The 12,437-nt window shown below is 61.3% G+C and carries 12 protein-coding genes; 10 read left to right on the top strand and 2 right to left on the bottom strand.

Features of this window, described 5'->3' with window-relative positions:
* Positions 1-106 precede the first annotated feature (106 nt).
* A complete protein-coding gene (ligB, locus tag AC1Z24_RS01675; RefSeq protein WP_483744325.1) occupies positions 107-1,792 on the top strand; it encodes an NAD-dependent DNA ligase LigB in 1,686 nt (561 codons plus the stop codon).
* A 72-nt stretch (positions 1,793-1,864) separates the two neighbouring features.
* Positions 1,865-2,275, top strand: coding sequence for a DUF1090 domain-containing protein (locus AC1Z24_RS01670; protein WP_483744324.1), 411 nt, complete (start codon positions 1,865-1,867; stop codon positions 2,273-2,275).
* Between the two features lie 130 nt (positions 2,276-2,405).
* Here the strand turns inward: AC1Z24_RS01670 and AC1Z24_RS01665 are convergent, their stop codons facing one another.
* Positions 2,406-2,852 (bottom strand): c-type cytochrome, encoded by a 447-nt coding sequence (locus AC1Z24_RS01665; protein WP_483744323.1) that lies wholly within the window; start codon positions 2,850-2,852, stop codon positions 2,406-2,408.
* Between the two features lie 81 nt (positions 2,853-2,933).
* Positions 2,934-3,332: an MAPEG family protein gene (locus AC1Z24_RS01660; RefSeq protein ID WP_483744322.1), complete on the bottom strand. Its 399-nt coding sequence runs from the start codon at positions 3,330-3,332 to the stop codon at positions 2,934-2,936.
* Between the two features lie 277 nt (positions 3,333-3,609).
* Between AC1Z24_RS01660 and AC1Z24_RS01655 the strand changes: the two genes are divergently transcribed.
* The 8 genes from AC1Z24_RS01655 to AC1Z24_RS01620 all read left to right on the top strand — a co-directional run bounded on the left by AC1Z24_RS01655 (position 3,610) and on the right by AC1Z24_RS01620 (position 12,425).
* Positions 3,610-4,773: an MFS transporter gene (locus AC1Z24_RS01655; RefSeq protein WP_483744321.1), complete on the top strand. Its 1,164-nt coding sequence runs from the start codon at positions 3,610-3,612 to the stop codon at positions 4,771-4,773.
* 55 nt (positions 4,774-4,828) lie between these two features.
* The gene (locus tag AC1Z24_RS01650) at positions 4,829-5,632 is read left to right on the top strand and encodes a DeoR/GlpR family DNA-binding transcription regulator (RefSeq protein WP_259101597.1); all 804 of its coding nucleotides are present in this window, start codon (positions 4,829-4,831) and stop codon (positions 5,630-5,632) included.
* 345 nt (positions 5,633-5,977) lie between these two features.
* A complete protein-coding gene (gene ltnD, locus AC1Z24_RS01645) occupies positions 5,978-6,883 on the top strand; it encodes an L-threonate dehydrogenase (protein ID WP_483744320.1) in 906 nt (301 codons plus the stop codon).
* Positions 6,884-6,893: 10 nt separating this feature from the next.
* Positions 6,894-8,189 carry a 3-oxo-tetronate kinase gene (gene otnK, locus AC1Z24_RS01640; protein ID WP_483744319.1) on the top strand — a complete coding sequence of 432 codons (1,296 nt, stop codon included), beginning with the start codon at positions 6,894-6,896 and terminating at the stop codon, positions 8,187-8,189.
* Positions 8,186-8,824, top strand: coding sequence for a 3-oxo-tetronate 4-phosphate decarboxylase (otnC, locus tag AC1Z24_RS01635; protein WP_483744318.1), 639 nt, complete (start codon positions 8,186-8,188; stop codon positions 8,822-8,824). The genes otnK and otnC overlap by 4 nt, the downstream gene beginning before the upstream one ends.
* A 215-nt stretch (positions 8,825-9,039) precedes the next feature.
* Positions 9,040-10,497 carry a GntT/GntP/DsdX family permease gene (locus tag AC1Z24_RS01630; protein WP_483744317.1) on the top strand — a complete coding sequence of 486 codons (1,458 nt, stop codon included), beginning with the start codon at positions 9,040-9,042 and terminating at the stop codon, positions 10,495-10,497.
* A gap of 20 nt (positions 10,498-10,517) precedes the next feature.
* Positions 10,518-11,306, top strand: coding sequence for a 2-oxo-tetronate isomerase (gene otnI / locus AC1Z24_RS01625; protein ID WP_483744316.1), 789 nt, complete (start codon positions 10,518-10,520; stop codon positions 11,304-11,306).
* A 51-nt stretch (positions 11,307-11,357) separates the two neighbouring features.
* Positions 11,358-12,425: an alpha/beta fold hydrolase gene (locus AC1Z24_RS01620; protein WP_483744315.1), complete on the top strand. Its 1,068-nt coding sequence runs from the start codon at positions 11,358-11,360 to the stop codon at positions 12,423-12,425.
* The last annotated feature ends 12 nt before the right edge of the window (positions 12,426-12,437 follow it).

The raw sequence follows: 12,437 nt of genomic DNA, 5'->3' as shown, positions 1-12,437 counted from the left end.
CGAGGGTGATCTGTACCGACCGGCAAAATCCGGTAACCACCTCATCCGCCAAAACCATCGGGATATCACTAGCCTGTCAGTCCTGACCTCAAGCAAGGACGCTTCGATGCTGACCAATCTGCGCCTTCTGATCTGCACCGCCCTGACCCTCGGCGCACTCACCGCCCGCGCCGAATCCTGCCCCGATTGGCAGCCCGCGCAGGCCCGTGACGAAATCCGCCAACTGCAACAGCAGATCGACCTGTGGGACGACAGTTACCACCGCCAGAACATTTCGCTGATCCCTGACGAACTGTATGACCAATCCCGTCAGCGCCTGAGCGCGCTACACCAGTGCTTTACCAGCGTGGCGGCCGAAACCGCAGACCCGCTACGCACGGCGAAAGGCCCGATAGCTCACCCCATCGTTCATACCGGCGTGTCAAAACTGGCCGACACCAACGCCGTGCAGGACTGGATCAAGAACCGCAAAAATCTGTGGATTCAGCCCAAAGTCGATGGGGTCGCCGTGACGCTCGTGTATCAGAACGGCCGACTCACCCACCTGATCAGCCGTGGCGACGGCAGGCACGGCCACTCATGGACTCGTCATGCCGCACAGATCGACGCCATCCCCAACCGCCTGCCGTGGGAGGAAACCCTGGTCCTGCAAGGCGAGTTGTACTGGCGCCTCGACGGGCATATACAGGCTACATCAGGCAGCCTCAACGCCCGCAGCAAGGTTGCCGGGCTGATGGCCCGGCAGCAGATGAGCACTGAAGATGCAGCGAATATCGGATTGTTTGTCTGGGACTGGCCCGCGGGCCCTGCCGACATGCCCGAGAGGCTGGCCGGACTGAACGCCATGGGGTTCACTGATAGCGCCCTTTACAGCCAACCCTTGAATACCTTCAGCCAGGCCGAGCAATGGCGTGAGCACTGGTACCGCAGCCCGCTGCCCTTTGCCACCGATGGCGTGATATTGCGCGAAGGCCTGCGCCCGCCCGTGGAGCGCTGGCAACCTCGGGCGCCCTATTGGATCGCCGCGTGGAAATACCCCTTTGCCCAGGCCTTGGCCGAGGTGCGCAAGGTCGACTTTGCCATTGGCCGCAGTGGGCGAATCAGTCCGGTACTGGAGCTCAAGCCAATCCGCCTGGATGACCGCCAGGTCAGCCGCATCAGTGTCGGTTCACTGCAACGCTGGCAGCAACTGGATATACGTCCCGGCGACCAGGTCGCAATCAGCCTGGCGGGGCTGACCATTCCGCGCCTGGATGGGGTTATTTCACGCAACGTCGAGCGTGTCGAACTACAGGTTCCCAAGGCTGAGGACTATCATTCATTGAGTTGCCTACAGATTGTCCCAGGCTGTGAAGGCCAGTTCCGTGCCCGCCTGGCCTGGCTCAGTGGCAAGAAGGGCTTGGGCCTGACGGGTGTCGGGCCGGGCACCTGGGACAGCCTGATCGAGGCAGGACTGGTCAAAGGCATGCTGGATTGGATGTCCATGGACAGCGCGCGACTTGCTACCATGCCCGGCTTTGGTGAACGGCGTAGCGCCAAGTTGCTCACAAGTCTGCAAAGTGCCCGTGAACGCCCCTTCCTTTCCTGGCTCAAAGCCATCGGCCTGCCTGCCGTTGCCGAAGCGAACCTGGCTGATAACTGGCATGACCTGGCAACACGCAGCCATGAACAATGGCAGGCACTGCCGGGCATCGGGCCGGTCAGGGCGACGCAACTGGTTGGTTTTTTTCAGGACCCTCAGATACAGGCACTAAGCCAGCAATTGCAAAGCCTGGGCATTCAAGGTTTTTAGTAGTCCGTCATTTTTCAGCGCCCGGTTTTTTCTTCATCTGTGCCGAGCGCCACTGTTGTTTCAGGAGTTGTCATGAAGTTGTTGTCGCCCTTGTTTCTGTTGAGCAGTCTGGCCCTGTTCAGCGTTCCCGTATTCGCTGAAGACGCATCGCCACCGTCGATGGGCTGCGCCGCCAAGAGCCAGGAAATCCGCAGCAAAATCCAACAGGCCAAAACCGATGGCGACAAGGATCAGCAAGCAGGCCTGGAGAAGGCCCTGAGCGAAGCGAACGCCAACTGCAGCGAGACGTCGCTGCTCAAGCAACGCGAGCAGAACGTGCTGGACGCCAAACGTGAAGTCACCCGCCGCCAGAACGATCTGACCAAGGCCATGGAGAAAGGTGACGCGCAGAAGATCAACAAGCGCAAAGAGAAGCTGGCTGATTCGCGCAAAGAATTGCAGGAAGCCCAGACCGAGCTTGAGAAGATTCAGCCGGAGGATTGATAACATAACTGGATTGGAATGCGAGCCCTGTAGAAGCTGCCGAAGGCTGCGAAAGCGATGTATCTGACAGGCCAATTCGCAGCCTTCGGCAGCGCCTACAGCACCGTGATTGCCGCACGACGGCAATCTTTCAGTAAGCCCGAAACTCTTTATGGCAAGCCTCACACGCTGCCTGAACCTTACTCAATGAGGGAACCAGGACAGCAGCCGTCGGTTTGGCCGCAGCAACTCCCTTCAACTCACCCGTGGCCGTTTCCAGTGAGCTGACCAGTACCTGAAAACGCTCTTGCTTCTGCCAGACATCATCCTTGGCACTGGTGTGGTCGGCTTCCTTGGCCTGGGGAAAATGTTTCCATGGCTCCCGAGCCAGACCGTCCAGCTTGACTGCGGCATCGCTGAAACGCTGGCCATCGAACGCCACGCGCCCGTTGAGCATGCCGTTCATGTCCTCACTGGTCTTGAGCATCTCCTTGAAGATCGCCTTGCGCTGACCCAAAGGCGAGTTCGGATCAACCCCGCCGCAAGCGCTCAAGGCCATTACGACCAGCATTGCGATACACAGCTTTTGCACGTTCATGATCGATCCAAGCCAAGGGAAAACGGCGTGCAGTATCCGGGCACACGGGGCAAAGACCAAAGCGGTGCGTTGCCGCAGACCTTAGCTGGCCGGAAATGCCGAAACACCGAACAGCGTCACGATCAATACCAGGCCTATGAACCACACCAACGAACGCAGGGCTGCCCAGTCCGCCAGATAGCAAATGATGTACACCACGCGCGAGGTGATATAGAGCACCGCCAGCGCATCAATAGTGCCGCCCTGGGCGTTGCCGGCTATCTCCGCGATGATCACCGCGGCAGCAAAACCCGGCAGGCTTTCGAAGCTGTTCAACTGCGCGGCATGAGCGCGGCGGGGCAAGCCTTCGAGTTTTTCGAGAAATGCGCGCGGGTCGTGATTCTGTCGCGGGCTGAACCTGCCGCTGCTGTACTTGGCCACGGATGTACACACGTAAGGCAGAAGGATCGCGACTAATACGCACCAGAAGGCAACTGTCATGTGTTTATTCCTTGGAGTTTGAGTGTCATCGCAAGCATGGCCCACAGGCTATGAACCGCAGGCTGGCAAAAGGTTCTTGCGACGAACCGCAGTGCTTACGAGGCTTTTTTAATTCGCGATATTTCAACTCGTCCATCATACTTGAGCACGTTATCGCCGCACCCGGCTGCGCACTTCTAATACCAATAATCCCATCGCCTGTCTTGAATGCCCTGCTGCGTTCGAACAGGTGCACGTGCCCTATCCGGTCAATTCACATAAAGACTGGGATTCACCCATGCCACTCGCCTTGTTTGCACTCGCCGTTGCCGCTTTCGGTATCGGTACCACTGAATTCGTCATCATGGGCCTGCTGCCCGATGTCGCCAATGATCTGCACGTCAGCATTCCCAGTGCCGGGCTGCTAATCACTGGCTATGCCCTGGGCGTGGTGTTCGGCGCACCGATCCTCGCCATCGCCACCGCCAACATGCCGCGCCGGGCAACGCTGTTGGGCATGACCCTGACCTTCGTGCTGGGTAACGCCCTGTGTGCCCTGGCGCCGAACTACACGGCGCTGATGAGCGCACGGGTGATTACCGCGCTGTGTCATGGCGCCTTCTTCGGCATAGGCTCGGTGGTCGCTGCCGGACTGGTCGCGCCAAATAAACGCGCTCAGGCCATTGCCCTGATGTTCACCGGCCTGACCCTGGCCAATGTCCTCGGCGTGCCATTGGGCACGGCATTGGGGCAGTTCGCCGGTTGGCGCTCGACTTTCTGGGCGGTGACCGTGATCGGCCTGATTGCCGTGGTCGCACAGATGGCGTGGCTGCCAAAGGAAATCCCCTTGCAAAGAACCAACCTGGCCGCCGAGCTGCGCGTGCTGGGCAAAACCAATGTGCTGTTGGCCATGGCCATGAGCGTGATGGCCTCGGCCAGCCTGTTCAGCGTCTTCACTTATATTGCGCCGATCCTGCAGGAAATCACCGGCGTCAGCCCCCATGGCGTGACCATCATGCTGCTGATCTTCGGCGTCGGCCTGACCGTGGGCAGCATCCTCGGCGGCAAGCTGGCTGACAGCCGCCTGCTGCCGTCATTGGTCGGCATGGCCCTGGCCACGGTGCTGATAGTCGCCGCCTTCAGCCAGACTAGCCGTTCGCTGATCCCGGCGGCCGTCACCCTGTTCGCCTGGGGCGTTACGGCTTTCGCCCTGTGCCCGATCCTGCAACTGATGATCATCGACCAGGCCCACGAAGCGCCCAACATGGGCTCGACCCTGAACCAGAGCGCCTTCAACCTCGGTAATGCCACTGGCGCCTGGATCGGCGGCCTGGTGGTCGGCAGCGGCGTGCAACTGACCGAGCTGCCCTGGACCGGCGCCGCCCTGGCGATGCTGACCCTGCTGACAGCGCTGTTCTACATCTACCTGCAACGCCGACATGCGCAGACCGTAGGCGCCTGAGGCGTGATTGGCTAACATGGCCGCCAAGCCGGTCCCACAGGCCACAGGAGAAAGCATGTCCAGCGAAGAGGAGATCGCCGTCATTGGCGGTGCACCGATGATCCCCGATCAGCGTCGGGAGCTGATGCTGCGCCAGCTACGCAAGCATCAGGTACTCAGCGTGCATCAGTTGGTGGAGATGTTCGACTGCTCACACATGACCATCCGCCGCGATATCGCTCTGCTGGAACAGGAAGGCCGCGCCTATTCAGTGACCGGCGGCGTGCGTATCGCCAGCCAAGTCCACAGCGAACCGAGCCATCAGTCCAAGGCGGTCATCGAGCTGCCGCAAAAACAGCGCATGGCCCGCCTGGCAGCCGGTCTGCTGCATAACGACATGACGGTCTACCTGGATGCGGGCACCAGCACCCTGGAAATCGTCCCGCACATCGTCGCCCTGTCGGGCATGACCGTGGTTACCAACGACTTCGGCATCGTCAACGCCCTGGCCGAGGCCAGCCATGTCGACGTGATCCATACCGGCGGCCTGCTCGACCATCCGAACATGTCCTGCGTCGGCGGCCTGGCCGCAGCGACCTTGCGCCAACTGGCGACCGACATTGCCTTCATGTCCACCAGCTCCTGGGACTTGCAACGCGGAACCACCACGCCATCGGCCCTCAAGGTCGAGGTCAAGCAGGCCGCGATGCAGGCCGCCTCGCAGACCGTACTGGTCGCGACCAGCTCGAAATACGGCACCTTCGGCATGTACAAGGTCACCGGGCTGGAACAGTTCGACACCATCATCAGCGACGCCGACCTAGCCCAGGCGGCGGCGGACGGGATTCGCAAGCAGCGGGTGGAGTTGTTGTTGGCGTAGCGAAAGCTGCCAACTGGAGGAACGCCTTTGGTGGGACCGGCTTTAGCCGGGAAGAGGCCAGTGCACCCACTACACCTCCTTGATCAGCAAAAAACGCCTTCCCGGCTAAAGCCGGTCCCACATTAGTTGTGCGCGTCCTACAAAAAGCATCGCTCTCCTGGCATCACTCAAGATCCGCTCCGACAAGCGCGGCCGCATCGTGACGCCCGTCAATGTGAATCCATGTGAACGATAAAAATACTTCACATTATTTGCTCATTGATTCACTATCTATTTCACAGTTTCTAACAATATCGACCGCATGCCAGCTGAACGGGCATCGGCAGACATCCGAGGGTTGCACGCATGAATAACCAGAACGTTGGTGTTATCGGCTTGGGCGCCATGGGCTTGGGAATTGCCCGTTCATTGCTGCGTAGCGGCTTCAAGGTGCATGCCTGTGACGTGCGTGCCGCTGTTACCGAGCAGTTCGCCAGCGAGGGCGGTGTCGCCTGCGCAACCCCGGCGGCCATGGCCCAAGCCTGCGATGTGATCATCACGGTCGTGGTCAATGCCGAGCAGACCGAAACCGTGTTGTTCGGTGAGAACGGTGCCATTGCTGCGCTGCGTCCCGGCAGCCTGGTCATCGGTTGCGCCACCGTCGCACCGACCTTCGCCATCGAACTGGGCCAGCGTCTGACCGACCTGAACCTGCTGTACCTCGATGCGCCGATCTCCGGCGGCGCCGCCAAGGCCGCTGCTGGCCAGATGACCATGATGACCAGCGGCCCGGCTGACGCTTACGCCAAGGCCGACGCGGTGCTGAGCGGTATGGCAGGCAAGGTCTATCGCCTGGGCGACGTCCATGGTCTGGGCTCGAAAGTCAAAATCATCAATCAGCTGCTGGCCGGTGTGCATATCGCTGCCAGCGCCGAAGCCATGGCCCTGGGTCTGCGTGAAGGTGTCGATGCCGACGCCCTGTACGAAGTGATCACCAACAGCGCCGGTAACTCGTGGATGTTCGAAAACCGCGTGCCGCACATCCTCAAGGCGGACTACACGCCGCTTTCGGCTGTGGATATTTTCGTCAAGGATCTGGGCCTGGTGCTGGATACCGCTCGCGCCAGCAAATTCCCGCTGCCGCTGTCGGCCACCGCTCACCAGATGTTCATGCAGGCTTCCAGTGCCGGTTTTGGCCGTGAAGACGACTCTGCCGTGATCAAGATTTTCCCTGGCATCGAGCTGCCAGTCGCCAAACCCGACCAGGCCTGAGGAACGCATCATGAGTCTTTCCTCCCCACGCCCGTTGTTGGGCTGCATCGCCGACGATTTCACCGGTGCCACGGACCTGGCCAATATGCTGGTGCGCGGCGGCATGCGCACCGTGCAGAGCATCGGCATTCCCAGCGCGCAAATGGCTGAAGGTCTGGATGCCGACGCCATCGTCATCGCCCTCAAGTCCCGTACCACGCCGGTAGAAGACGCTGTCGTCGAATCTCTGGCGGCTCTGGAGTGGTTGCGCGAGCGCGGCTGCGAGCAGATCTTCTTCAAGTACTGCTCGACTTTCGACTCCACCGCCGCCGGTAATATCGGCCAGGTCAGCGAAGCTTTGCTCGCCAGCCTGGGCAGTGATTTCACCCTGGCCTGCCCGGCGTTTCCGGAAAACGGCCGGACGATTTTCCGCGGCCATCTGTTCGTGCAGGACCAACTGCTCAACGAATCCGGCATGCAGAATCACCCGCTGACACCCATGACCGATGCCAATCTGGTCCGCGTGCTGCAATCCCAGACCCGCCTCAATGTCGGCCTGCTGCGCTACGACAGCGTGGCCAAGGGCGTGGAAAGCGTACGCAACAAGATCGCCGAACTGCGCGCAGCCGGAATCGGCATGGCCGTGGCCGATGCGCTGTCGGATGCCGACCTCTATGTTCTGGGCGCCGCCTGCGCTGACCTGCCGTTGCTGACCGGCGGTTCGGGCCTGGCCCTGGGCCTGCCGGAGAATTTCCGCAAGGCTGGCAAGCTGCGCCATAGCGAAGATGCCGCCAGCCTGCAGAGCATCTCTGGCAAGGAAGTGGTGTTGGCCGGTAGCGCCTCGTTGGCGACCAACGGTCAGGTCGCGGCCTGGCTGGAAGCCGGGCGCCCGGCCCTGCGCATAGACCCGCTGGCCTTGGCCGCCGGTCAGCCGGTGGTCGAGCAGGCTTTGGCCTTTGCCCGTGACAGCGCAGCAACCGTACTGATCTACGCCACCAGCAGCCCGGATGAAGTCAAAGCCGTGCAGGCACAACTGGGCGTCGAGCGCGCCGGTGCCATGGTCGAAGAGGCGCTGGGGCAAATCGCCAAGGGTCTGTTCGACGCCGGTGTGCGACGGTTCGTCGTTGCCGGCGGGGAAACCTCCGGGTCTGTGGTCCAGGCCCTGGGCGTAAAGCTGTTGCAGATTGGTGGACAAATCGATCCCGGCGTTCCGGCCACGGTCAGCAGCGGCGAGCGGCCTCTGGCCCTGGCGCTGAAATCCGGCAACTTCGGTGGCCGCGACTTCTTCGCCAAGGCCCTGCGCCACCTGGCGGGGGACGTGCAATGAGCAACGAAAGCGCCCTGCGCGAAGAAATCTGTGACGTTGGTCGCCAGCTCTATGAGCGCAGCTACACCGTCGGCAGCGCGGGCAATATCAGCGCACGCCTCGACGATGGCTGGCTGATCACCCCGACCGACGCCTGCCTCGGCCGCCTCGATCCGGCCACCATCGCCAAGGTCAATCGGGCCGGGGAATGGGTCTCCGGGCACAAGCCGTCCAAGACCCTGGCCCTGCACCGCCAGGTCTACGACCGCAATCCCGCTGTCGGCGGCGTGGTGCATACCCACTCCACGCATCTAGTGGCACTGACCCTGGCGGGCGTCTGGCAGCAGGACAACATTCTGCCGCCCCTGACCCCGTACCAGGTGATGAAGGTTGGTCCGATCCCCTTGATCAACTACGAGCGCCCCGGCTCCGACAAGGTCGCAGAACGTGTCGCGCAACTGGCCAACAGCGTGCGTGGCGTGATGCTTGAGCGCCTCGGCCCGGTGATCTGGGAAAGCTCGGTTTCCAAGGCCAGCTATGCCCTGGAAGAACTGGAAGAGACCGCCCGCCTGTGGCTGATGACCCAACCGCGCCCTGCACCGCTGGACGAAGCGGCATTGGAAGAGTTGCGTCAGGTTTTTGGGGCGCGATGGTAACTAACGCCTGGGGCAACCGTGGGACCGGCTTTAGCCGGGAATACGTCTTCCCGGCTAAAGCCGGTCCCACAGAAAAAATAAATTGAAAAGCCAACACCCCGGCAACGCCGGAAAACAATAACAACAGGAACTTCGAGCATGACTCACACGTATCGCGCCACCCTGACGTTCGATTCGCGTACCGCCCTATCCACCCTGCGTGGGAGTGACCGGGCATGACGCCATTAATGCTGATGTGCGTTGCCGGTGCCGGTATCGCCCTGCTGCTGTTCCTGGTTCTCAAGTACAAATTCCAACCGTTCGTGGCCTTGATGCTGGTCAGCATCATCGTCGCCCTGGTTGCCGGGGTTAAGCCCAGCGATCTGGTTGCCACCATCGAAGGCGGCATGGGCAAGACGCTTGGCCATATCGCGATCATCATCGCCCTCGGAGCAATGATCGGCCGCATCATCGAGCTGTCCGGCGGCGCCGAGGCGCTGGCCAAGACTCTGATCAAGCGCTTTGGTAACAAGCGCACGCCACTGGCCCTGACCGTGGCCGGTTTCATGGTCGGCATCCCGGTTTTCTTCGAAGTCGGCGTGATTATCCTCATGCCCCTCGCCTATGGTGTCGCCCGCGCCGCCCGCAAACCGCTGCTGGTATTCGCCCTGCCGATGTGTGCTGCACTGCTGTCGGTGCATGCCTTTCTGCCGCCGCATCCGGGTGCCGTCGCTGCTGCCGCGCAATTGGGTGCGGACCTGGGCCGCGTACTGATGTTCGGTCTGCCGATTGTCGGCGTGCTGTGCCTGATCGGCTATTTCATTGCCGGGCGCATGACCCGCAAGGTCTACCCGATGACCGACGATATCCGCGCTGAAGTCTATGGCCCGCATATCACCAACGAAGACCTCGTGGCCTGGGCCAACGACGACTACTCCAAGACCAGCGAAGCCGCCCACGCCAAGACCCTGGGCCTGGAAGAGAGCGCCAGCAGCCTCGCTGCCCGCCTGCCAGCCGCTCCGGCGCCCGGTTTCGGCATGATCATTGGCCTGATCCTGCTGCCGATCATCCTGATTCTGCTGGGCACCCTGGCCACCACCATGCTGCCGGCCGATTCGACCCTGCGCAGCATCCTCACCGTACTCGGCGCACCGCTGGTGGCGCTGCTGATCGACACCCTGCTGTGCGCCTGGCTGCTGGGTTCGCGCCGTGGCTGGAGCCGCAGCCAGGTGTCCGATGTGGTGGGTTCGGCATTGCCGGGCGTTGCCATGGTGATCCTGATTGCCGGTGCCGGTGGCGTGTTCGGTAAAGTCCTGGTCGATACCGGTATCGGTGCCGTAGTCTCCGAAGCCTTGCGCAATACCGGCCTGCCGGTGCTGGCCCTGGGTTTCCTGCTGACCTTGCTGCTGCGCGCAGTACAGGGTTCGACCACCGTGGCCCTGGTGACCACTGCCGGTATCCTCAGCCCGCTGATCGCGACCCTGAACCTGAGCGCCAACCACCTGGCCCTGCTGTGCCTGGCCATGGGCGGTGGCGGTCTGGCGATGTCGCATATCAACGACGCCGGCTACTGGATGTTCACCAAACTGGCCGGCCTCAACGTCGGTGATGGCCTGCGCACCTGGACCGTACTGGTAACGGTATTGGGCACGCTGGGCTTTTTGACTACCCTGCTGCTTTGGCCATTCGTCTGATCTGAAAGACTGGAGTTCACATGCCTCGCTTCGCTGCCAACCTGAGCATGCTCTACCCGCAACACGACTTCCTCGCGCGCTTTGACGCGGCCGCTGCCGATGGTTTCGAGGCGGTCGAGTTTCTGTTCCCCTATGACTTCAGCATCGCGCAACTCAAGCAACGCCTGGACGACAACGGACTGGTCCAGGCGCTGTTCAACGCACCGCCGGGAGCCTGGGCCACGGGTGAACGCGGCACGGCATCACTGCCGGGCCGCGAGAGCGAGTTCCGCGAAGGCATCGGGCAGGCATTGGAATACGCTGCAGTATTGGGCAACGACCGGATTCACGTCATGGCAGGGCTGCTGCCAAGCGAGGACCTGCGCGAGCGCCATCACGCGCTCTATCTGGAAAACCTCGCCTACGCCGCCGAACAGGCAGCCAAAGCTGGCATTACGGTGCTGATCGAGCCGATCAATACTCGCGATATCCCGGGCTTTTTCCTGAACCGCCAGGATCAGGCCCAGGCCATCTGCAAGGAAGTCGGCGCGGCCAATCTGAAGGTGCAGTTCGACCTCTATCATTGCCAGATCGTCGAAGGCGACGTGACCATGAAGCTGCGCCGTGACTTCGCCGGGATCGGCCATATCCAGATCGCCGGGGTACCGGACCGTCATGAACCAAGCCTGGGCGAACTGAATTACCCGTACCTGTTCGAAATGATCGATCAACTGGGTTATGAAGGCTGGATCGGTTGCGAATACCGCCCTAAAGGCGATACCAGTGAAGGCTTGCAGTGGCTGCGGGATTGGCGTAAACGCCAGGCCTGAAGCGCGACACTTTGGTTTCTCCTCCCGACAACAACAAAAAAGGAAGTAGAAATGCACCATTTGAAAATCGGCTTGTGTGCCAGCGTTCTCCTTCTGGCCGAGGCAACTCTGGCTCCGGTCAGCGCCGCAAGCTTGCCAGCAGCAACTGAGGGTGAATGGACCGCGCCGTCCTTTACCTTCCATACCGGCGAAAAGCTCGACAACCTGCGCTTGAGCTACGTCACAGTCGGGGACCCGAAAAACCCGGCAATCCTTTATCTGCATGGCACCAATCGCCCGGCCAGTGACATGCTGGGCAAAGACTTTGCGGGTGAGCTGTTCGGCCCCGGACAACCACTGGATGCCAGCCGTTACTACATCATTGCCCCGGACGGGATTGGCGTCGGTAAATCGAGCAAGCCGTCTGATGGTTTGCGAAGCAAATTTCCGCAATACAACTACACAGATCTGGTCGAGGCCCAGCATCGCCTGATCAGCGAGGGGCTGGGAATCAAACACCTGCGCCTGATTATCGGCAACTCCATGGGCGGGATGCAGACCTGGATATGGGGAGAGCGCTGGCCGGACATGATGGACGGCCTCGTGCCGATGGCTTCCCAGCCAACGCCCATGTCCTCGCGGAACTGGATGATGCGGCGCATGCTGGTCGAATCCATCAAGCAGGACCCAGCGTGGAAAGACGGCAACTACACCAGCCCGCCCCCGTCATTGCGTACAGCCAACGTCATGTTCGGCCTGGCCACCAGTGGCGGCACCCTTGCCTATCAGACATCGGCGCCGACACGAGCGCAGGCGGACAAGCTGGTCGATGAGCGTCTGGCGGCGCCTCTGCCGGGCGATGCCAACGACTTTATCTATCAGTGGCAATCCTCGGCAGACTACGACCCGTCGCAGCAACTGTCAGCTATCAAGGCACCGCTACTGGCGATCAATAGCGCAGACGACGAGCGAAATCCGCCCGAGACCGGGACAATGCAGTCGGCCTTGGCTCAGTTGAAAAATGCTCGTCTGGTGCTGATTCCTGCCAGCAGCGAGACCCGCGGACACAGCACAACCGGGTTTGCCCGTTTCTATGCCCGCGAGCTTGGCGAGTTCATGCAAGCCACCGCTCAGCCCTGAAAGAGCCCGGCA

It is taken from the genome of Pseudomonas sp. JL23, from assembly GCF_056933585.1.
Note: the sequence above shows the minus strand (reverse complement) of the source record. Positions and strands in the feature narration are given on the sequence as shown.